The sequence below is a fragment of the Streptomyces sp. NPDC107454 genome, from assembly GCF_055582885.1.
Genome location: NZ_JBVJPA010000016.1, coordinates 139082 through 160369 on the forward strand (window position 1 = coordinate 139082; position 21288 = coordinate 160369).

Annotated in this window: 18 protein-coding genes, 1 tRNA gene and 1 pseudogene; 10 read left to right on the plus strand and 10 right to left on the minus strand. The window is 70.2% G+C overall.

Annotated features, from left to right (window positions below):
• The 3 genes from ACZ69M_RS36695 to ACZ69M_RS36705 form a co-directional block, all read right to left on the minus strand.
• Positions 1 to 930 (minus strand): bifunctional MaoC family dehydratase N-terminal/OB-fold nucleic acid binding domain-containing protein, encoded by a 930-nt coding sequence (locus ACZ69M_RS36695; RefSeq protein WP_470056854.1) that lies wholly within the window; start codon positions 928 to 930, stop codon positions 1 to 3.
• Positions 927 to 2090 (minus strand): acyl-CoA dehydrogenase family protein, encoded by a 1164-nt coding sequence (locus ACZ69M_RS36700; protein ID WP_470056856.1) that lies wholly within the window; start codon positions 2088 to 2090, stop codon positions 927 to 929. Before ACZ69M_RS36700 ends, ACZ69M_RS36695 begins: the two co-directional genes overlap by 4 nt.
• A gap of 270 nt (positions 2091 to 2360) precedes the next feature.
• Positions 2361 to 2666 (minus strand): hypothetical protein, encoded by a 306-nt coding sequence (locus tag ACZ69M_RS36705; RefSeq protein WP_388124250.1) that lies wholly within the window; start codon positions 2664 to 2666, stop codon positions 2361 to 2363.
• A gap of 361 nt (positions 2667 to 3027) precedes the next feature.
• On the opposite strand from ACZ69M_RS36705, the gene ACZ69M_RS36710 reads away from it, so the two are divergent.
• Both ACZ69M_RS36710 and ACZ69M_RS36715 read left to right on the plus strand, forming a co-directional pair.
• Positions 3028 to 3948: a bifunctional DNA primase/polymerase gene (locus ACZ69M_RS36710; protein WP_470056858.1), complete on the plus strand. Its 921-nt coding sequence runs from the start codon at positions 3028 to 3030 to the stop codon at positions 3946 to 3948.
• A gap of 10 nt (positions 3949 to 3958) precedes the next feature.
• Positions 3959 to 4390 (plus strand): hypothetical protein, encoded by a 432-nt coding sequence (locus ACZ69M_RS36715; RefSeq protein ID WP_470056860.1) that lies wholly within the window; start codon positions 3959 to 3961, stop codon positions 4388 to 4390.
• 153 nt (positions 4391 to 4543) lie between these two features.
• Here the strand turns inward: ACZ69M_RS36715 and ACZ69M_RS36720 are convergent.
• Positions 4544 to 4630 (minus strand) — tRNA-Ser (locus ACZ69M_RS36720).
• A gap of 478 nt (positions 4631 to 5108) precedes the next feature.
• Positions 5109 to 5447, minus strand: a complete 339-nt coding sequence (locus tag ACZ69M_RS36725) for a cyclic-phosphate processing receiver domain-containing protein (protein ID WP_356786692.1) — start codon at positions 5445 to 5447, stop codon at positions 5109 to 5111.
• A gap of 234 nt (positions 5448 to 5681) precedes the next feature.
• On the opposite strand from ACZ69M_RS36725, the gene ACZ69M_RS36730 reads away from it, so the two are divergent.
• Together ACZ69M_RS36730 and ACZ69M_RS36735 are read left to right on the plus strand one after the other, a co-directional pair.
• Positions 5682 to 6236: a hypothetical protein gene (locus tag ACZ69M_RS36730; protein ID WP_470056862.1), complete on the plus strand. Its 555-nt coding sequence runs from the start codon at positions 5682 to 5684 to the stop codon at positions 6234 to 6236.
• 440 nt (positions 6237 to 6676) lie between these two features.
• Positions 6677 to 6877, plus strand: a pseudogene (locus tag ACZ69M_RS36735) (site-specific integrase); the annotation flags it as partial.
• A 415-nt stretch (positions 6878 to 7292) separates the two neighbouring features.
• Here the strand turns inward: ACZ69M_RS36735 and ACZ69M_RS36740 are convergent.
• From ACZ69M_RS36740 to ACZ69M_RS36750, 3 genes are all read right to left on the minus strand, one after another.
• Positions 7293 to 8363 carry a CU044_5270 family protein gene (locus ACZ69M_RS36740; RefSeq protein WP_470056864.1) on the minus strand — a complete coding sequence of 357 codons (1071 nt, stop codon included), beginning with the start codon at positions 8361 to 8363 and terminating at the stop codon, positions 7293 to 7295.
• On the minus strand, positions 8360 to 8998 hold the full coding sequence (locus ACZ69M_RS36745) for an RNA polymerase sigma factor (protein ID WP_470056866.1): 639 nt from the start codon (positions 8996 to 8998) through the stop codon (positions 8360 to 8362). Before ACZ69M_RS36745 ends, ACZ69M_RS36740 begins: the two co-directional genes overlap by 4 nt.
• A gap of 748 nt (positions 8999 to 9746) precedes the next feature.
• Positions 9747 to 11225 (minus strand): S1C family serine protease, encoded by a 1479-nt coding sequence (locus ACZ69M_RS36750; protein WP_470056868.1) that lies wholly within the window; start codon positions 11223 to 11225, stop codon positions 9747 to 9749.
• 267 nt (positions 11226 to 11492) lie between these two features.
• On the opposite strand from ACZ69M_RS36750, the gene ACZ69M_RS36755 reads away from it, so the two are divergent.
• The 3 genes from ACZ69M_RS36755 to ACZ69M_RS36765 all read left to right on the plus strand — a co-directional run bounded on the left by ACZ69M_RS36755 (position 11493) and on the right by ACZ69M_RS36765 (position 14258).
• A complete protein-coding gene (locus ACZ69M_RS36755; RefSeq protein ID WP_470056870.1) occupies positions 11493 to 12302 on the plus strand; it encodes a glycerophosphodiester phosphodiesterase in 810 nt (269 codons plus the stop codon).
• Between the two features lie 137 nt (positions 12303 to 12439).
• A complete protein-coding gene (locus tag ACZ69M_RS36760; protein ID WP_470056871.1) occupies positions 12440 to 13078 on the plus strand; it encodes an ATP-binding protein in 639 nt (212 codons plus the stop codon).
• A 214-nt stretch (positions 13079 to 13292) separates the two neighbouring features.
• Positions 13293 to 14258: a DUF5926 family protein gene (locus tag ACZ69M_RS36765; RefSeq protein ID WP_470056873.1), complete on the plus strand. Its 966-nt coding sequence runs from the start codon at positions 13293 to 13295 to the stop codon at positions 14256 to 14258.
• 263 nt (positions 14259 to 14521) lie between these two features.
• Here the strand turns inward: ACZ69M_RS36765 and ACZ69M_RS36770 are convergent, their stop codons facing one another.
• Together ACZ69M_RS36770 and ACZ69M_RS36775 are read right to left on the minus strand one after the other, a co-directional pair.
• Positions 14522 to 15193 carry a hypothetical protein gene (locus tag ACZ69M_RS36770; protein ID WP_470056875.1) on the minus strand — a complete coding sequence of 224 codons (672 nt, stop codon included), beginning with the start codon at positions 15191 to 15193 and terminating at the stop codon, positions 14522 to 14524.
• 55 nt (positions 15194 to 15248) lie between these two features.
• The gene (locus tag ACZ69M_RS36775) at positions 15249 to 15914 is read right to left on the minus strand and encodes a bifunctional DNA primase/polymerase (protein WP_470056877.1); all 666 of its coding nucleotides are present in this window, start codon (positions 15912 to 15914) and stop codon (positions 15249 to 15251) included.
• Between the two features lie 481 nt (positions 15915 to 16395).
• Between ACZ69M_RS36775 and ACZ69M_RS36780 the strand changes: the two genes are divergently transcribed.
• From ACZ69M_RS36780 to pdxR, 3 genes are all read left to right on the plus strand, one after another.
• Positions 16396 to 17931: a PP2C family protein-serine/threonine phosphatase gene (locus ACZ69M_RS36780; RefSeq protein ID WP_470057044.1), complete on the plus strand. Its 1536-nt coding sequence runs from the start codon at positions 16396 to 16398 to the stop codon at positions 17929 to 17931.
• 267 nt (positions 17932 to 18198) lie between these two features.
• Positions 18199 to 19701 carry an aminopeptidase P family protein gene (locus ACZ69M_RS36785; RefSeq protein ID WP_470056879.1) on the plus strand — a complete coding sequence of 501 codons (1503 nt, stop codon included), beginning with the start codon at positions 18199 to 18201 and terminating at the stop codon, positions 19699 to 19701.
• Positions 19702 to 19885: 184 nt separating this feature from the next.
• Positions 19886 to 21253: a MocR-like pyridoxine biosynthesis transcription factor PdxR gene (pdxR, locus tag ACZ69M_RS36790; RefSeq protein ID WP_470056880.1), complete on the plus strand. Its 1368-nt coding sequence runs from the start codon at positions 19886 to 19888 to the stop codon at positions 21251 to 21253.
• Positions 21254 to 21288 lie beyond the last annotated feature (35 nt).

Below are 21288 nucleotides of genomic sequence, written 5' to 3' on the forward strand. Positions count from 1 at the left end.
TCAGCGTCCCCCCTCCGCACCGGCGCGGAAGACCGGCAGCACCAGCTCCTCGTCGTACCGCTCGAACCGGAGCCGCACGGGCATCCCGATCCGCACCTTGTCGTACGGCACCCCGATGACGTTGCTGACGATCCGGACGCCCTCGGCGAGCTCGATCAGGCCCACGGCGTACGGAGGGTCGAAGGCGGGGAACGGCGGGTGGTGCATGACGACGTACGAGTAGACCGTCCCCTCTCCGCTCGCCTCGACCGTGTCCCACTCCGGGGAGCCGCACGCGCCGCACCCCGGCAGCCAGGGAAACCGCAGCGTCCCGCAGCCGCCGCACCGCTGGATCAGCAGCTGGTGCCGGCCGACGCCCTCCCAGAACCCGGCGTTGTCCCGGTTGACGACCGGTCGCGGCCGGGCCGCCTTGGACCTGGTGCGCGCCGGGGCGTACTTGAGGATCCGGAACCGGTGCGTCCCCGCCGGCTCCCCGTTCGCCCGTACGTCCATCCGTGTCGTGACGAAGTGCCCGGTGCCCAGCTTGGTGGTCTTGCGCCCGGAGACCGACTCGATCACCGCGTCGAAGGTGATCTCGTCGCCGGGCCGCAGCGGGCGCAGATACTCCTGCTCGCAGTCGGTGGCGACCACGGAGGTGCAGCCGGCCTCGTCGAGCAGGCCGAGCAGCTCGTCGTACGCGTCCGAGCGGCCCTCGTGCCCGGACAGGCCGCCCATCGTCCACGCCTGGAGCATGGTGGGCGGCGCCACGGCGTCCGGACCCGTGTACGCCGCGTTGGTGTCGCCCATCGCCTCGCACCAGTGCCGGATCATCGGCTCGTTGACCGGGTCCTTGCCCACGCCCGCGACGGCGGCCGCACGCCCTTCGTACGCCTTGAGCCGCGCCTCGTACGCCTTGAGCCGCGCTGCCGGCTCGGCCGCCTTCTCGCTCACCGCCGCCCCCTCGTCATCCCGAGCCGCATGGTCGCCACGATCTCCCGCTGCACCTCGCTCACCCCGCCCCCGAAGGTGTTGATCTGCGCCGCCCTGTTCATCCGCTCCAGCTCGCCGTCCCCGAACACACCCGGCGAACCGGAGCGCACCAGCGCCTGCGCACCCACGACTTCCTGACACATTCGGTACGAAGCGACCGCCGATTCCGTTCCCGCGACCTTCACGCCGCTCGCGTCGCCCGGGGCCAGTCGGCCGGCCCCGACATCCCCCACCAAACGCCAGTTGAGCAGGCGTGATGCCGCCAGCCGTGCATGCACCTCGGCCAGCCGAAAACGCACCCAGGGCTCGTCAACCCGACACCGCCCCGTCACCGGATCGGGGGTGCGCGCCGCCCGCAGCGCGGCCGCGTAGAAGTCCTCGGCCTGCATGCCGATCGCGGCGAGGGCGACCCGCTCGTGGTTGAGCTGGTTGGTGATGAGCTCCCAGCCGCCGTTCTCCTCGCCGACGAGGTTCGTGGAGGGGACGCGGATGCCGTCGTAGTACGTGGCCGTGGTGGTCAGCCCGCCCACCGTCTCGATCGGTGTCCACGAGAAGCCCGGCGCGTCCGTGGGCACGAGGACGATCGAGATGCCCCGGTGCTTGGGCGCGTCGGGGTCGGTGCGGCAGGCGAGCCAGATCCAGTCGGCGTGCTGGGCGTTGGAGGTGAAGATCTTCTGCCCGTCGATCAGCCAGGACTCGCCCTCCCGCACGGCGCGGGTGCGCAGCGAGGCCAGGTCCGTGCCCGCCGAGGGCTCCGAGTACCCGATCGCGAAGACGAGGTCGCCCCTGAGGACGCGCGGCAGGAAGTACTCCTTCTGCGCCTCGCTCCCGTACTTCATGAGGGTCGGTCCGACGGTGTTCAGCGTGACCATCGACACCGGCGCTCCGGCCCGGTACGCCTCGTCGAAGAACACGAACTGCTCGTCGGCTCCGCGCCCTTGGCCCCCGTACGCGACGGGCCAGCCGATCCCGAGCAGTCCGTCGGCGCCGATGCGGCGCAGCAGCGCGCGCTGCCTGCCGGGGTCGTCGGCGGGCGGGGGACCGTCGGGCATCAGGTCCCGGAAGTACGTACGCAGTTCGGCGCGCAGCCGTTGCTGGCGCTCGGTGGGGGCGAGGTGCACGGCGGCGGCCCTCCCGGACCTCGTACGAACAAGGTTTTCTGACTGTCCGTCAGATAACGGGAGCTGTCAAGGTCACGACGTGACCGCCGGGAAGGTCACGACGGGACCGTCGAGGACGACAGCCGGCGGCCCAGCTCCTCGGACACGCGAAAACGTCTGCGCGACGACACCGAAGTGCCGTCGCGCAGACGCGTTACCACCCCACAAGAGCACCCCACACGGTGCTTCCGGGCCGACGAGCCCGTCGAGAGCGGGCGAATCGGCCCCGGCTCACCAGAGGTTGGTGAAGTTGACGACGGCGTTCGACTGGTCGATGGCCGTGAACGCGGAGCCGTTGACCTGAGCCGTATTGCTCTGGTTCGAGGCCCCGGAGCCGACCGCCTGCTGCTGCGTGGTCGAGGAGTTGCCGCTGTTGTTGTGCCCGACCCCGCTGCCGCTGACGGTTGCCACGCCCGCGTTCGATCCGTTGTCCGCGAAAGCGCCGTTGTCCGCCGTGGCCACACCCGTGAAGAGGGCGGCGGCGAGGGGCAGGGCCGAGACGGCGGCGAGAACACGGGCGGTACGGATGCTTGCCATGTGAATTCCTCCAAGAACCGGATGTACGGACCGGTGCGAACCGGGAATTACTGCTCGTTCCAAGGCGGTTGGCCGACCACCCCGGCGCTGATCACGACGTCGCGACTCCAGAGTTGCCCACCGAATCCCCGGCGAACCACCCCGGAAGCCGTGATTCGCCCTCAAGCGTGAGTACATGTCGATAAACCCTCTTCATGACAAGAAACCCCAGCTCAGACCGGGTCGGACAGCCACATCCCGGGCATCCCAAGGGAGGAACCGTTCCGCCACTTTTTGGCCAATCTCTCCTGAATCACCTTCCCGGCACCCCCAGGCCCGGCAAGCCCTTCCCTTTTTCGAACACTCGTACGAACATGGATGCATGGCCACCATCGACCGGCAGGCCACGACCCTGGCCCTGGCCCACGCCCTGTCCGCCGCCGAACGCGGCCTCGCGGTGATCCCGCTGTCCCGCACGAAGCTCCCGGCCCTGCGCTCCCCCCACCGCGACGACCCCGATCCCGACCCGACGTCCCCTCCCTGCCACGGCGAATGCGGCCGCTTCGGACACGGCGTGTACGACGCCTCAACCGACCCCCGCCGCATCCGCGCGCTCTTCGCCGCCGCACCCTGGGCGACCGGCTACGGCATCGCCTGCGGCCTCGACCCGCACCGCCTCATCGGCATCGACCTCGACACCAAATCCGGTACGGACTCCTCGGCCGCCCTGCGCGAACTGGCCCTGCGCCACCTGTTCACGATCCCGGAGACGGTGGTCGTGCTGACCCCGAGCGGCGGCCGCCACCTCTGGCTGACCGGACCGCCCGACGTGATCGTCCCCAACTCGGCGAGCCGACTGGCCCCGGGCATCGACATCCGCGGCGCCGGCGGCTACCTCGTCGGCCCCGGCTCCCGCACCGAGCACGGCGTGTACGGAACGGCCCCGGGCACCGCCCAGTTGGCGCCCGCGCCCTGTCCGCGCGAACTCCTGCGCCTGCTCACGCCCCCGCCCCGCACACACCACCGCGCGCCCCCTGTGACCGGCCAACACGGCCAGGGGCTGGTTCAGTTCGTGCTCGCCGCCCACGAGGGCCAGCGCAACACCCGCCTCTTCTGGGCCGCCTGCCGCGCCTATGAGAACGGCATCGGACCGGAGCTGAGCACCGCACTCGTCGAGGCCGCCGTCCGCACCGGCCTCACCGAACGCGAGGCCCGCTCGACGATCGCCTCGGCGTCCCGGATGACGTTCCCACGCCCCGGGCCACCGGAAAACGGAACGACACCACGAACCGCCCGTCCCTAGGCTGCGCGCCATGGCCCTGACCCGCATCACTCTCACCTCGGGCAGAACCGTCGAGATATCCGACCTGCGTCTCACCTCGACCTACGGCGGAATGCTCGAGGGCTACCCCTTCAAGCGCTGGAACGACCGCATCGTCGACGGCCTGGTCCGACGTACGGCGGCGGCGTTCCCCAACACCCCGACGCACCTCGTCACACCCCACCGAGACCATCCGAACGTGCCCGGCGGCGGCTTCGGCCCGGTCGAACTGCTCCCCGCCGTGATCTGCGTCGGCCTCTTCCTCTCCAGCGCGGTGGACCCCGCCGTCGACACCGTCCTCCACCGCTCGGCCCTCGCGGTCGCGTGGTTCCAGGCCACCCCCGACGTCCCGTCCGACCACACCGCCGATCCTGCCCTGCGCGCCATCCCCTGGGAGGAAACCGCCCAGGACTTCGAACTGTGAGCCGTCGCGGAAAACCCCTGAGAGCGCGTGTGTCCAGCCTGGCAGGCCGGCAGTCCAGAGGCTGGGTCAACGCGCAACGAGCCGGCCACATGCCGGGCAGCGCACATGAGAACGGCCCCCGACCGATTTACCTGGTCAGGGGCCGTTCACCTGCGGTGGGTGTGGGATTTGAACCCACGGTGACATCGCTGCCACGACGGTTTTCAAGACCGTTCCCTTAGGCCGCTCGGGCAACCCACCTTGGCCCCGCCCACCAGGGGCGGAGCGGGTACAGCGTACCGGCTCCAGGCGTTTCGCAGCGGCCATGGTCCACACGGGGTCCACTGGCTCCGTCCGCGCCCGATGCCCACTGCGCCGATCATCAGCACGCGGTCCGCGGCCCCAGGTCGACGCGGGTAAGCCCAGGGCTGTGCTGGACCTGTCGGCATCTCCGGAGAGATCGGCCCCGCTGGGCCCTGCCTCAGCGCCCTCCCGCGGCTCCGTGGAGCAAGAGCGCGGAGAGGACTCTGCGACCTTCTGATCCGCAGGATCGGGCAATGTCTTACGGAGGGGCTCGGCCCTGGCCCGGCTGGATGGTCAAGGTTGGTGATCACCGGCCTCTGTGCCGTCATTGCCGTCATTGCCGTCACCTCCGAACGGTGGCTCCGGCCGCCGCAGCGGCTATTCGGCCCCCGTGATCGACCTGATAAGGATGAGGCCAGACCTCGAAATCAGATTCCTAGACCGTCGCCCGCCGGACCTGGTAGTCCCAGCGCGTGAGCGACCGGACGACGGTCTCGGCGCCAATGGGGTTGGCGCTGTGTACGAAGACCGTGCCGATTCGGAAGGGCCGCCCGTTGAAAGCGGCTTCTTCCATGAGGGTCACCACGGGCAAGATGCTGTCGTCGCCGCCGAGGTCGTGGTCGAGCCAGAGTTCGTCGATGAAGCTGTCGCGGTGCTCTTGCAGGAGCTTGATACCTTCGCCGCTACTGCGCGCGATACGCGTGGTCCAGGGCAGCGGCCGGAGGTCGTCTATGCCGAGAATGACGGGCGTTGGTACGGGCGACTCTTCTTTCACCCGACCATTATCACGGCACGGCCGCGACTGGCTCAGTGGAATAGGACCCCCAATGGCCACACCCGTGGCGAATGGGCGGGGCCTTTCGCATGTCTGCAGCCCCCGCGTGCCTCACTTGTCTGCTGCACGAGCCGCTGTCACCCATTCAACCGGCATGTTCAATACATTCATATTCTGTCAGGTTCCGTACCTTATCCAAGGCATATTCCACATAGCCTTCGTCCGGGAGGAACCATGAAATCCGTCCTGCGCACCGGCCTCGCCGCCATCGCCGCAACGCTGCTCATCGGCACCACGACCGCGTTCACTGCGCCGAGCAACGCGAATACGGCACCCATCGCACCCGCAGCGAACAGAGGAGGGATCGCAGGGATCGCAACGCTGAATACGATTGTCAACCTGCCGAACGGAGTCTGGACTGACACCCCGCTCGAGGTCACCCTCCCCAGGGCTGGCACATACGAACTCGACGCGAACGTCCGCGGACGCCTCGCAGGCACTCCGCCCCTCAACACGTCCATCAGCGCGCGGCTGTGGAACGTCAACTCCGGTGCCGAGGTGCCGAAGAGCGAGCGGTTTGTGTACCAGATCATCAACCTGAACCCGGGCGACGCCACGGCCGGCGGCAACCAGACCGCACCGATCAGCGAGCTGATCAGAGTCAGCGGGCCGACAACGATCCGGCTGCAGGCTCGACTGATCAACGCCCTCGGTTCCGCCACCATTGCACAGGTCTACTCCGACGGCGCCGGCTACACCTCGCTCCGCTACGAGCGCGTCGGTTCCTGACGGCATCCCCCTCGGAGCGGTGTCGGCTATCAACTCCCGGTCGGAAGCCCATCCGGCCAGGGCTCTCGCGCGTCTGCAGCCGCTCCCCCAGGGAGAACAGCACCGGCACGGGGGTGCCTGCGGTGCGGCGTGCGATCAGGTCCTGCAGCAGCCGGCTCAGCAGCACGCTCTTGCCGGCGCCGGGTTCGCCGCGAAATGGGCCCCGGCGTGCGGCAACTCGGGTACAACAGCCCAGCTGTGCCCTGACATCAACAGGGGCGTACAACCGCGCACGGTGGCAGGTCCACAAGCGGTGAACGAACCAACAGATCCCCGCACCGGGCCGTCTCAGTTCCCGTCTCATTCAGCCCCGTTCACGGTCGTTCGGGCGGGACCCGAAGCCGTCCCAGCGCCGAGGGACAAGCGGCCATGAACGCAGGTGAACGCCCGTGCACGCAGCCCAGTCCAAGGAGTACGGGGAGGCGTGGAAGGCGGCCCGCCTCGCGGTACTGACGGAGTCCGAGGCGGCCTCACCACTGGCTGACGTGCCGTACTCCCTGCGCCACGCGGGCGTCTCGCTCTGGCTTGAGTCCGGCGTCTCCCCAGCCGAGGTCGCACGCCGGGCAGGTCACAGCATCGCGGTCCTGTTCCGCTTCTACGCCAGCACTCGTATCTGCTGGCGCCGGCCTTTTGGGTGGGCTCGGTGGTGCGTCCATTGGCGGGGGTAACCGCTGCAAGAGGGGCACGCCTCGGAGCTGAAACGACGGCAAGGGCGACCACCAACACCCCGGGCGCCCGTAGTGGTCGTTCACCGAGCGGTTCGGAGTACGAGCAGGCCGCTCACGACACGGCGAGCGCCCTACTTCCCTCGTAGCAGTTCTACTGCCTGCCGTCAGCTCTGGCCGGCCGTGCGGCGCCTGCGCGCGATGAACACTGCGCCGGTGCCGACCGACCACGACCGCGAGACCTGCACCCGCGACGACGGGAGTGCCGCTCGACGCGCCGGTCCTGATCGCGTGGCACCATACGCGCTGCCCAGCGCCGTCCCGGCGGGGTCCCAGCAGAGCGATCGCGTTCTCACACACCGGTACCTTGCGCGCCGGGGCGCTGCTTCTGGGCGTCGACGACGGCCCGCTCCAGCACGGCGGTGGATTCTATGACCGTACCGGGCTGCACGCCGTCGGCCTGCTTGACCTGGACACCGCGGCTGCCGAGATAGGCGTACGTCTTGCGGTCGAAGATCCACTCGGTGCGGTCGCCGCTCTTCTGGTCAACGTGGGCCAGGGCGATGCCCTCGCGTCCCGCGGCGTCCTTGGCATGGTCCACCACCACAACCCCGGGGATCTTGCCTGCGGCCCGGTACAGCGCCGCGCTCAGCTTCGCCGGTGCGAGCTCCTCCCCGAGCAGGTCACCGACAATGGCGAATGCCTCCTGGTCCGGGGAGTTCCCCTGCCCCTTGGTCTCCTTGTAGATCTTCTTCAGCAGGACGTCCGGGTCGGTGGGCAGCGTCTTGAGGTAGTCGTAGGAAGGGGCGTTCAAGCTGCTCTCGACGTCGCTGTCGAGGGTGACACCGCCTTTGGGCTTGTAGCCGGGCTCGTCCAGCCAGCCCTGCTTGCCGTCGGAGGAATTCCAAACCTCACGGATATGCAGGGGCTCGACCAAGGTCTTGGAGTCGTCTGCGTCGGTGTGCGAGACGGACAGGTAGGAGACCTCGCTCTTGATGTAGATGTACTGGCCCGGGCCGGGTTCGGGCGTCTTGCGGGCTGAGGCGGCGGCGGCGATGTGCTCGACGGTGGAGGCCAGCTGAGCGGTGCTGCCGGGCTCGATGCGGACGACCGGTGCCTCAACCGGAGGCGGGGTGGCCGCGGTCGTGCCGCTGCCCCCGGAATTGGTCAGCGCGGTGAAGACGAATGCGCCGGCCAGGGCGGCGGCGGTGACCGGGACACCGATCAGCAGGACACGGCGTGCCGGGCGGTGGGACGGCGCAGGGGCGGGGGCGGGGGCGGTGCGCTGGATCTCGTTCATCAGGTGCTCCTCGAGAAGCAGGTGACGGTCGAGCGACAGGTGCGGGTCTCCCGGCGCCGACAGCAACCGGGCCAGTTCCGCGTGGTCCAGCGACTCCTCACGCCGCGACTTCTTGCGGATCATTCGGACCTCTCCTCGTACGACTCGTGTGACCGGGCCGCAGAAGTGCGGCCGCCCTGTACTTGTCCGTTGCGCGGTAGCGGTTCCCTGCGTTTTCTCAGTTCTTCGTCGGCCAGCTTGGTCAGCCGTTTACGGGCACGGGACAGGCGCGAGCGCACGGTGCCGACCGGGACGCCGAGCACGGCCGCCGTCTCCGCGTAGCTGAGCCCGGACCACACACAGAGTGTGAAGACCTCGCGCTCGCTCCGGCTCAGCTTCTTCAGCGCCCGCTGGGAGGCAGCCAGCTGGTCGGCATCGGCTATGCGGCCGACGAGTTCGTCGGCGAAGTCCGGGACCGTTTCCTTGGCCGGCAGACGCTCCAGGGCCCGCTGGTGACGGCGCGCAGCGCGGGTGGTGTTGCGCAGTACGTTCACGGCGATGCCCATCAGCCAGGGCCGCGGACTTTCGCCCTCGTCCCGCAGCTTGGCGCGCAGCCGCCACGCCTCCAAGAAGGTCAGCGAGACGATTTCCTCGGCGACGGTCCAGTCCCCCGTCACGCGCACCGCGTGCCGGTGGACCAGTCGGGCGTGGTCACGGAAGAGCTCGCGGAACGCCTCGGGGTCGCCTGCCCGTATCCGGGTGTGCAATGAGTAGTCCACGTGCAGTCTTGTCCGCGAGGCATGGCAGGTTCCCGTGGCGTGCGTCACACGGTCAGGAGACATCGGGCTCCGCGGCCAGGCTCGCACATCACGGCCGCCGTCTCCGTGGGCTGAGCGACATCTCGGGCGGCAGCGAGTACTGGGCGGCACGGCAGCTGAGCAGCAGGGCAGGTGGCGGTCGAGAGGACACCGGGCGCCGCGCGGTCTGAGACGAGGCGTTGCTCGCCTGATGATCTGAAGGCGTCCGCCCGGGACCTACGCGACCGCCACCACCACGAGCACGGGGCCACCCGCCGCTCTATGAACGGGCTTCACAGCGGGTGGCATGAGGCATCACGCCCCACGCTCGAACAAACCCAGTGAGTCCACCGGACAGCACCGGACCTAGGCGTGAACACCCGTGCCGCCTGCTTCGGGCTTGGAGTCCTTCAAACCATCAGCCCGACGAAAGCCCAGGTCGCGGCCAATCCCGCGGCCCGACATCCGGTCCACGCCTGATCCACACACGCTGATCCACAACGTGACGGAGCCGGATCAAGGTGAGACAGACCTGATGCAGAAGGGGTGCCCCTCAGCGAGAGGCACCCCTTCTGACCAGCATGTATATGACCTGCGATGGCGGCGCGATCCGAACCCACGGAGACGCTTTCACGTCCTCACGTTTTTCAAGACCGTTCCCTTAGGCCGCTCGGGCGACCCACCCCGCGCCACCGGCGATCGTCGGTGGCGCGGGGACAAGGCTGACCGGTCAGCTGTCGCCGTCGCGCTGTCCGAGGGTGACCTCGGCCGTGTGGGTCTTTCCGTCGCGCGTGTACGTGAGCTTCACGACGTCACCGGGCTGGTGGGTCCAGATCTCGCCGATGAGGGTCGGGCCGCTGTCGATCACCTGGTCGTCAAGCTTGGTGATGACGTCGCCGGGCTTGAGACCGGCCTTGTCGGCGGGGCCGCCGGAGGTGACCGCCGCGGAGCCGCTCGCACCCTGCTCGGTGATCTTCGCGCCGCCAGTGCCGTCCTCGAGGGAGACCGAGGCGCCGATCACCGGGTAGACCGGCTTGCCGGTCTTGATCAGCTGCTGGGCGACATGCTTCGCCTGGTTGATCGGGATCGCGAAGCCGAGGCCGATGGAGCCGGACTGGCTGGTGCCGCCCAGACCGCCGCTGCTCGAGGACTGGATCGCCGAGTTGATGCCGATGACCGAGCCCTGGGCGTCCAGGAGAGGGCCACCGGAGTTGCCCGGGTTGATCGAGGCGTCCGTCTGCAGGGCGCTCATGTAGGAGGCCTTGCTGCTGGCACTGCCGTCACTGGAGGCCACGGGGCGGTTCTTGGCGCTGATGATGCCCGTGGTCACCGTGTTCGAGAGGCCGAAGGGCGCGCCGATCGCGATCGTGGAGTCGCCGACCGCCACCGCGTCGGAGTCACCCAGGGTGAGCGGCTTCAGGTCCGACGGCGCGTTCTTGAGCTTGATGACCGCGACGTCGTAGCCCTGGGCGTGGCCGACGACCTCGGCGTCGTACTTCTTGCCGTTGGGGAAGGTCGCGGTGAGCTTGCCGCCGTCGACCGCGTCCGCCACGACGTGGTTGTTGGTGAGGATGTGGCCCTGGGTGTCGAAGACGAACCCGGTGCCGGTACCGCCCGAGCCGCTGGTGCTCTCGGCCTCGATGGTGACGGTGCTCGGCAGCGCCTTGGCCGCCACGTTCGCGACCGTGCCCGAGGCCCGCTTCACGTCACCACTGCCGCTCGGCGCGGAGACGGTCGTCGAGTCGGTGGAGTTGTCGTTGTTCTTCGCCAGCGAGTAGCCGATGCCGCCGCCGACGCCTCCCGCGACCAGCGCGGCCACCAGGATGGCCGCGACCAGGCCGCCGCGCCCGTTCCTGGGCTTCGGCGCGGGCTGCTCGTAGGAGGAGCCCCAGCCGCCCGCTCCCGAGCCGCCACCGTCCGCGTACGAGGGAACGGCGGGCGGCGGAGGCGGCCAGCCCGCCTCGGCGGCGGAGACCGGCGCTCCGGACGCTCCGGGGGCGTGCCCGTGCGCCTCAGGAGCCCCGGCGCCCATCGCCGCGTACGTCTGCTCCGTTGCGCCGGGGGCGCTCGGAGGCACCGCCGGGAGCTGGGCGGTCGGCGCGCCCCCTTCGGGCGCAGCGCTCTGCGCGGAGGCAGCGGGAGTTTCCACCGGCACAGGAGGTGCGGACGGGGCCGGGGGTACTGCAGTGCCCTCGTTCTCGGTGCTCACAGCTCTTCTCCTCGGTCCACGGCTGTTGTTCTCGGTCGCACTCGGTCACGCTCACTCACGCTTGTCAGACGGTCCGGCGCGATGCAGCTGTGCTGGTGTGCATGTGCTTTTTGTACGCCGTCAGCTTTTCCCACGGGACGTCAGAGCACCATAAGCGGTGGCTGTGGGTCCACGACCATCCTTTATATCGGGCTTTTTATACTAAAAAGAAACATTCCTGGTGTCTCGGCCCCCACGTCGGCCCTGTGACGGTGGCACCATGACGCGGTGACCCACGCACGACAGCACCCGATTCAGGTCGTCGCCCACCGCGGGGCCTCCGAAGAGGCTCCCGAGCACACCCTGGCCGCGTACAAGAAGGCGATCGAGGACGGTGCGGACGCCCTCGAGTGCGATGTCCGGCTGACCGCGGACGGACATCTCGTCTGTGTGCACGACCGCCGCGTCAACCGTACGTCCAACGGCCGCGGAGCCGTCTCCGCCCTGGAGCTCGCCGAGCTCGCCGCCCTGGACTTCGGCTCCTGGAAGAACCGCGACGAGTCCCCCGACTGGGAGTACGGCCCCGGGGACCCGCAGGACACCTCCGTCCTCACCCTGGAGCGACTGCTCGAACTCGTCGCCGACGCGGGCCGCCGCGTGGAGCTGGCCATCGAGACCAAGCACCCCACGCGTTGGGCGGGCCAGGTCGAGGACCGGCTGCTGCTCCTCCTGAAGCGCTTCGGCCTGGACGCCCCGGCGAGCGCCGCCACCTCTCCGGTGCGCGTCATGAGCTTCTCGGCGCGCTCCCTGCACCGCGTCCGGTCCGCGTCCCCGACGCTGCCGACGGTCTATCTTCTGCAGTTCATCTCGCCCCGGCTGCGCGACGGACGACTGCCGGCCGGTGTCCGGATCGCAGGCCCCTCGATGCGGATCGTACGCAGCCACCCCGGATACATCGAACGGCTGAAAAAAGCCGGTCATCAGGTCCACGTCTGGACGGTGAACGAACCCGAGGACGTCGATCTCTGCGTTGAACTGGGCATCGACGCCATCATCACCAACCGCCCACGCGCGGTGCTGCACCAACTCGGCCGCTGACCTCGCGGCTCGTCGTCCGGAAACCATCGCTCGAGGTGCCGACGACGGCCGTCGGATCACGTCAATCACCGCCGAAATCCAGCCACCCGGTTACAGGGAGTGCACCGGCGCGTTCGTTCCGTATTCGATCGTTACGAGTGCGTCAGCAGACGTGGATTGGCCGGTTTCCAGTCCAGTCCAGAGGGGCATCCACACCGTGGCGTGGGGCAAAGGAGGTCTCGGGGGTGGCGTTGGTGGTGGCACAGGAGGTGCCCACGTCGTCGAGCATGGCCGTTCCCCATGGCCCTGCGGGCGTGGGGAAAGCAAGACATCGGATGCGCGATCAACTGCGCACCGGTGGAGTGACGGAATCGGTCATCGACGACGCCGTACTGATCCTTTCCGAACTTTTGAGCAATGCATGCCGGCACGGCAGGCCCCTCGGCGACGCCCTCGCCGGGGACGGCGACGTCCGGGCCGCGTGGCGCGTCGACGCGTCCGGCAGGCTCACCGTCGAGGTGACGGACGGCGGTGGTCCGACCCGCCCGGTTCCCGCCACGCCTTCGGTCACCGCACACGGCGGCCGCGGGCTGAACATCATCACGGCGCTGGCCAAGGACTGGGGCGTACGGGACGACACCCACGGAGAGGTCACCGTGTGGGTCGTCGTCCAGGACGACGTGACGGACACGGCCGCCGCGCGCCGGCGTGACGACTTCGCTACGCGCGTCGCGTCACCCGGTGTGACAGGGCTGCCCGGGCTCGACTTCGCGGACGCCTTCGACGACTTGGACTGACCAGGACGGGACAGGCCAGGACGGGCGGGGCACGACGGAGCGGGGGCGGGGCGGAGCTCGACGGAGCGGGGCGGAAAACCGTGGGCGGAAGCCACGGACGGAAGGTCCGGTTCCGGGACGACTCGGTGCGTTGTCCACAGGGTCCCGTCGGCCGACGTACGAGCGGCTAGGCTCGCGCCAGTACGAGACGAGCCGTGATCGGGAGACACCCACGATGGCCAAGAAGCGACCCCAGACGAAGGCCAAGCAGCCTCAGCTCAAGGACGGGGAGATCCCGGTAGTCGGCGCTCGCGAGCCCTGCCCCTGCGGCAGCGGCCGCCGCTACAAGGCCTGCCACGGCCGGGCCGCCGCACACGCGGTGACGGAGCTGGTCCACCGCCCCTTCGAGGGCCTGCCGAGCGAGGGCGACTGGGTCGCTCTGCGCGAGCTGGTGCCCGCCGCCACGGTCGAGCTGAAGCTCAAGGAGAGCCTGCCCGAGGGAGTTCCCTCGGTCACGCTCGCCACCGTCCTGCCGATGGCCTGGCCCGCGCTGCGCCGCGACGACGGCTCGGTCCTGATCGGCCTGCAGAACGACACGGCGTCCGGCGACATCAGCCGCGACCTCGCCGACACCCTCCAGCGCGCGCTCACGGCCGAGCCCGGCACCCCGATCCAGGGCCGCCGCGCCCCGGCCGACGGCCCGCGACTGCAGGAACTGCTCGACCCCGAAGGCGCGTTCGAGCCAGTTGTGCACTCGGGCTTCGAGTTCTGGGTCCCGGACGCGGAGCACTCGACGCCGGAGGTGTCCGCCTCCCTGGAGCGGGCCAACGCGGCGGCGATCCCGACCGTGAAGCTCTCCGGCGTGGACGCGGCGTACTGGTGCGAGACCCCCGACAAGAACCACCTGCGCTGGGTGATGCCGTACCCCGAGGAGCAGCTTCTGGACGCGCTCGCGCGGCTGCACGCGGCCGGTCGCTCGAGCCTCGGCGAGGGCACGCGGCTGGTCGGTTCCTTCCGCGCGCACGGGCTCACGGTGCCGGTCTGGGACCTGCCCACGGGCGTCACGGCCGACGACGTGGAAAAGCCGGCGGCCGAGTTCGCCGAGCGCCTCGCGACCGCCCTGGCCTCGGACGCACCGCTCACTCCTGACGAGCGGCGGGCACGCGGCGGCCTCACGAACCGACAGGTCACGCTCAGCTGACACACAGCCGGGGCACTGACCGACCGGTCAGCTGGTCGGCGCTTCACGGAGCGGGTGACTCCTGTCACAACTCCCGGCGGTGACAGGTAAATCCGTGTCCGAATAGCCGAGATCGAATTTGCGAACCGCCGATCTCTTGTTACCGTTCGAGTAGCCCGGTTGCTGGTGCATCCCCCGTCGCCAGCAACCGGGTCTTTCCATGTACGGATTTCCCCGCGGCGCCAACCGCCTTGCTACGGGGCCGAGTTGCTCCCCGAGGCGCTCTACGGCCCGCTCTCCGGGCCGCCTCCCGAGGTGCTCTCGGAGTCGCTCCCCGAGGCGCTCTCCACCTCGCTCCCCGAGCGCAGCAGCATCGGCCCGCTCCCGGCGCTCCTCGCGAACTCGGCGACCGCCGTGTACGCCCCCACACCCCCCGCCGTACGCCCTCTGGGCGTCTCGCACACCCCTGGGTCGTCCTCGGCGCCCACCACGCAGTTCATCTGCACGGTGCGGCCACCGGGGCCCATGAGGCTCAGTGCGGAGCTCAGCTCGTCACCGGTCGCGTTGCGGTAGTAGGTGCGCGCCCAGGTGTCCTCCCCCTGGGTCATGACACAGGTCTGCGCCTCGACGCCGTCGGGGGAGGAGAGCTCGGGGCCGCACCGGGCGGCGGTGGCCCGGCCGAGACCCAGAAGCCGGGGCACGGGCGCGGAAGCGGGAGGGGCCGCGGAGGCGGAACGGGGCGCGGCGGGGGCCACCGTTCCCTTGTCGTCGATCCTCTGGGACGCGCGTACGGCCTCGGAGCTCCCGTCACCGACGGGTCCCGCGGAGGCCACGGTCAGTGGCAGGGCGACCGTGAACACCACGAGGCCCGCCAGCGCCACCAGGCGAACCCTTTGGAGGTCCGGCCCGGCACGTAGAGACGATGGGGCTCTGTGTCCCCCGGAATGACGCTGCATAGTGCGGAACATAACGAGCGCGGGTGGGCGCGCGGCTCACCGCGCGCCGGGCACCCTACAACTCGGGCGCGCTCACACCCGTACGAGTGAGCGCCTCCACCACCGCGTCCACCACGGCCTCCACATCGGGCACCCAGGGCGCGGCCGAGCCGGGCAGTGGGGCGCGCTCCCAGCGGATCTGGCCCTGGCCGGTCTCGGACGGGGGCAGCGCGATGTAGCCGCCCTCGCCGTGGAAGCGCAGGGACCCCGGCACGAAGTCCTTGGCGTAGAGGAGCTCGCCGAGCTGCTCCATGGAGTAGGGCGCGACGAGGATCGCCCAGCGCGTGGGCGCCGCGACGACCGGGCCGAGGCGCATGCCCGTGCGGTCGAGCGCGTCGAGTGCGCGGGCCGCCGCGAGGGCGGGCAGGCTCACCGCGCAGGGGGCCATGCCTCCGGTGGCCAGCACGATGGGTGCGGACGGCCGGTTGGTCCACCACCAGCGCACCATGCGCTCGTCGGTGGTGGCCGCGAGGAGGCCGGGGTCGAAGGGGTGAGCACCGGGGACCGTGCACTCCGGGTCCGGGCACCCGCAGCGGGCACGCCCTTGCGGGTCCGGTGCCACACCCGGGAGCACGGGCCACTGCCAATCGTTCGCGAAGGTCAGGGCCGCGCTGAGCATCTCAGGCCTCCCGTTGTTTCGCCTGGACAGGAGCCTGCGTCGCCTTCCGAGGATCTCGCGCATGAGCGCTCGTTCCTTTCCGTTGCACGCCTGGCAACACCGTGGATCACATCACACCATGTGTCGATCACTTCACTGTGCGTACCTGCTGGCGCATCACACCCCTGCGTAGGGCAAGGGGAACCCATCTGGGCCGAGCATTGGCTGCGTCCGCGTCCATACTGCGTCTGTCTGAAGCATGGGCATGGCGTGGGGTGGCGGCGCCTGGCGTTTTGCCGTCCCGCTGTTTCTTGCCGCCTCCGCCACGGGAGGATGGGGCACGGTCGTCGGTGGTTAAGACGCCCGGGTCCGTCGCCAGGTTCCGGGCGGATCCCAACCACCCCTGGCCTTCACCGAGTACGTACCCATCACGACCGCTGTGACGCTCCGTCGAACGAGGCCAGTCGACCTCAATGACCCGTTACCCGAGTCAGTTTTAAGCCAACTTTGCTTTCCCGCAAGGGTTACCGAGGGTCTCATGGACACCAGGAATCCCAGCAGGACAATGCTGGACATCCCCTCACGAGTGCGTGTACATGTGGAGACACTGCTAGCGGCGCAGAACGACATGGGGGTTTGCGATGCTATTGAGCAATACGCACCGGTCGGAAAGCCGGACGCCATGAACGCCCCTCACGTTCCGAAAGTGGCCGGAATCGATTCAACGGTTCCCGCGCCCGCACACACTGTCGCGCCCACGACCTCCGTCACGGGTTCCACGGCGGGCTCCGCAACAGGCTCCTCTTCGGCCACCTCGTCCACCGGCCCCGGAGCCGTTCTCCAAGATCGGCTCGCCGGCTGGGTGTCCGACCTCACCACCCTCCACGAACTCACCGAGCGCCTGGTGCGCACCGCGACACTGAACGACGCGCTGCAGGAGCTGCTGCGCGCCGGAGCCGCCCTCGTGGGTGCCCGGCGCGGTCTCGTCGTCCTGGAACCGGGCGACGGACTCGGCCCGGACACCACCATCGGCCTGGGCCTCGCCCGCGCCGACCTCGGCCACATCGAGACCGTCCCGCGCAGCGCCATGTCGTACGGCAGGATCCTGGACGGGCTGCCCGGCGGCGAGGGCGAGATCTCCCAGCCCGACCTCCTCTCCGAGGACGGGCTCGACCCCCGCCACCGCGAGGTGGCCGCCCGGCTCGGCTACGCCGCGAGCTACGCGCTGCCCCTGTCCACCAAGGCGGCAGGCCGGCTGGGCGCCGCCGTATGGCTCTACGACGAACCCGCCGAACCGGTGGAGCGCCAGCGCCACCTCGTCGGCCTCTACGCCCGCTACGCGACCGAACACCTGGCACGGCTGCTGGAACTGGACCGCACACGCGCGTGCATGAAGACGATCTCCCAGGAGCTGCTGCCGCCGCGGCTGCCCCGGGTCTCCGGTGTCCAGCTCGCCGCCCGGCACCGCACGGGCCCGCGCGGCGGCGGCGACTGGTACGACGCGCTGCCGCTGCCCGACGCCGCGCTCGGCCTCGCGGTCGGCTCCGTCACCGGAGCCGGGCCCAGCGCCGTCGCCGCCATGGGCCGGCTGAGGGCCTCCCTGCGGGCGTACGCCGTGATGGAGGGCGAGGACCCCGTCGCCGTCCTGTCCGACCTCGAGCTGCTGCTGCGCCTGACCGAGCCCGCCCGCTCCGCGACCGCCCTCTTCGCGTACTGCGAGCCCGCCCTGCGCAAGATCACGCTCGCCGGTGCGGGACACAGCCCGCCGCTGGTGATCGGCGCGCGGCGCACCGAGTTCGTGGAGACCTCGCTGTCCGCGCCCCTGGGCATGCTCGCCTGCTGGGAGGCGCCCAGCGTCGAACTGACGGCTGAGCCCGGCGAGACCGTGCTGCTCTACACCGACGGCCTGCTGCACCGCACCGGCGACCCCATGGACCGCGCCTTCGCCCGGCTGCACGCGGCGGCCGCCAGCGTGCCCAGGACGCTGCGTGAGGACCCCGGCGCGCTCGCCGACCATGTTCTGCGGTCCGTGCTGCCGGACGGGCTGGACGAGGCGGACAGCGCGGAGGACGTCGTACTCCTGGCGGCGCGCTTCGAGTGAGGTCCGCACTTCGCGTGAGGTCCGCACTTCGCGTGAGATCCGGGCTTCGCGTGAGATCCGGGCTTCGCGTGAGCTCCGCACTTGGGGTGAGGGCGAGGTCCAGCCTTCGCGTGCCGCTCCGGGGGCCGCCGCGCCGAGTTCTGCGCGTAACAGGACTTCCGGCCCTGGGCCCACTTCTGTACGACCGTACGATGATGAGTGTCCCCCTGCTCGAGCACAGCGGAGAGCTGGAGGGGAAGATCCAGAGTCGTATCTAGGAGGCAGACCGTGTCGGAGGCGCTCAACCCGGAGACCCCGGAAGCCGTGCTCGACGATGCCGCTGACGCAGCGGGCGAAGAAGAGCCGATCAAGCAGCGCAAGAACGGCCTGTACCCGGGCGTGTCCGACGAGCTCGCCGAGAACATGAAGTCCGGATGGGCCGACACCGAGCTGCGCGGCCTCACGCCGATCGCGCAGGCCGAGAACACCGCCACCCGCCGCGCCGCGCTCTCCGCGCGCTTCCCGGGCGAGCGCCTGGTGATCCCGGCGGGCAACCTGAAGACGCGCTCGAACGACACGGACTACCCCTTCCGCGCCTCGGTCGAGTACGCGTACCTCACCGGCAACCTGACCGAGGACGGCGTCCTGGTCCTGGAGCCCACCGTCGCCCCGGACGGGAACGGCGGCCACAAGGCGACGATCTACCTGCTGCCGCGCTCCGACCGCGAGAACGGCGAGTTCTGGCTGTCCGGGCAGGGCGAGCTGTGGGTCGGCCGCCGCCACTCCCTCACCGAGGCAGAACAGCTGTACGGCATCCCCGCCTCCGACGTGCGGGAGCTGGCCGGCAAGCTGCGTGAGGCCACCGGCCCGGTCCGGGTCGTGCGCGGCTACGACGCCGGCATCGAGGCGGCCCTGACCGACAAGGTCACCGCCGAGCGCGACGAGGAGCTGCGGGTCTTCCTCTCCGAGGCGCGGCTGATCAAGGACGACTTCGAGGCCGGCGAGCTGCAGAAGGCCGTCGACTCGACGGTGCGCGGCTTCGAGGACGTCGTGAAGGTCCTGGACAAGGCCGAGGCGACCAGCGAGCGCTACATCGAGGGCACCTTCTTCCTGCGCGCCCGGGTCGAGGGCAACGACATCGGCTACGGCTCGATCTGCGCCGCCGGCCCGCACGCCTGCACGCTGCACTGGGTGCGCAACGACGGGCCCGTGCGCTCCGGAGACCTGCTGCTGCTCGACGCGGGCGTGGAGACGCACACGCTCTACACCGCCGACGTCACGCGCACGCTGCCGGTCAACGGCCGCTACAGCGAGATCCAGAAGAAGATCTACGACGCCGTGTACGAGTCCCAGGAGGCCGGCATCGCGGCCGTGCAGCCCGGTGCCAAGTACCGCGACTTCCACGACGCCGCGCAGCGCGTGCTGGCCGAGAAGCTCGTCGAGTGGGGTCTGGTCGAGGGCCCGGTCGAGCGCGTCCTGGAGCTGGGTCTGCAGCGCCGCTGGACCCTGCACGGCACCGGTCACATGCTCGGCATGGACGTCCACGACTGCGCCGCCGCGCGGACGGAGACGTACGTGGACAGCACGCTGGAGCCGGGCATGTGCCTGACCGTCGAGCCGGGCCTCTACTTCCAGGCGGACGACCTGACCGTCCCCGAGGAGTACCGGGGCATCGGCGTGCGCATCGAGGACGACATCCTGGTGACCGAGGACGGCAACCGGAACCTGTCGGCGGGGCTGCCTCGTCGTTCCGACGAGGTCGAGGCGTGGATGGCGGCTCTGAAGGGCTGACGTAGGGCTGGTCCAGGGCTGACCCAGGGCTGACGTAGGGCTGATGGCCGGGTACGAGAAGTGAGTGCCCGGCCATTCGTCTGCGGGTAGGTCGTGGCTGGTCGCGCAGTTCCCCGTGCCTCTCTGGGCGCGGGAACTCACGGGGGGGGAATTAGTGGGCGACGACTTCTGGTCCGGTGTCGGAGTGGATCTGCATCTGGAACCGGACGTGGCCGCGGGGCGCAGGACCGGGCTGGAACGGGCTCTGCGGGACGCGGTGCGCGACGGACGGCTCGCTCCGGGCACACGGCTGCCCCCGACCCGGCGGCTCGCGGCCGAACTCGGCATCTCGCGGGGGACTGCCAAGGGGGCGTACGACCAACTGGTCGCCGAGGGGTATCTGACGGCCCGGCAGGGGTCGGGCACCGAGGTCGCGGTGCTGCCCGCGGACGCCGTGTCGGAGTCCGTCGGGGCTCCCCGCGCGCGTGCGCCCCGTTTCGATCTGCGGCCGGGCAGCCCGGACGTCGGTACGTTCCCGGCGGCGGCGTGGCTGCGGGCGCTGCGCCGCGCGATCGCGACGGCGCCCTCCCTGGCGTACGACTACGGGGACCCGCGCGGCCGGATCGAACTGCGGACGGCGCTCTCCGGCTACCTGGGACGGGCCCGGGGCGTGATCGCGCCGCCCGAGCGGATCGTGATCACCTCGGGATACGTGCAGGGGCTCGCGCTCCTCACGCGCGTGCTGGACGGCGGGGCGGTCGCGATGGAGGACCCCGGGCTGCCGTTCCACCGGGACGTGGTGCGGCGGGGCGGAGGCACGGTGGTCCCGCTGAAGGTGGACGAACGAGGCGCCTGCGCGGGGGAGTTGGCCTCCTCACCGGCGGACGCGGTCGTCGTCACGCCCGCCCATCAGTACCCGACCGGGGTGACCCTGCACCCCGAGCGGCGGCGGGCGCTCACCGACTGGGCACGCGCGCGCGGCGGACTGATCGTCGAGGACGACTACGACGGTGAGTTCCGCTACGACCGGCAACCCGTCGGCGCCCTCCAGGGCATGGCACCGGGGCAGGTCGCCTACCTGGGTACGGCGTCCAAGACGCTCGGCCCCGCCCTGCGGCTCGGCTGGATGGTGCTGCCGCCGCACCTGGTCGACGCGGTGGTCGACGTGAAGCTGCACAGCGACCATCACACCGAGTCCATCGGCCAGTTGGCGCTGGCCGAGATGATCACCAGCCACGCGTACGACCGTCATGTGCGCGCCTGCCGGCTGCGGTACCGGCGACGCCGGGACCAGCTGCTCGACCGGCTGGGGGCGCGCAGGAGCGTACGCGGTATCGCGGCCGGGCTGCACGCACTGGTGGATGTGGCGGACGAGGCGGAGGTGCTGGCGCGGGCGGAGGAGGAGGGCCTCGCGGTCGGGCATCTCGGCGAGCACTGGCACGAGCGCGGCGAGGGGCGGCCTCAGGGCTTGGTCGTGGGCTACGGGACTCCCCGGGAGCGGATCTATCCGGAAGCGCTGGAGGCGTTGGGGCGGGTGCTGGACGGGAGCCGATTGGGTCGCGAAAAGGCTTGAGGATTGGGCCTGTTGACGGGTCCACCGGGCCCGTA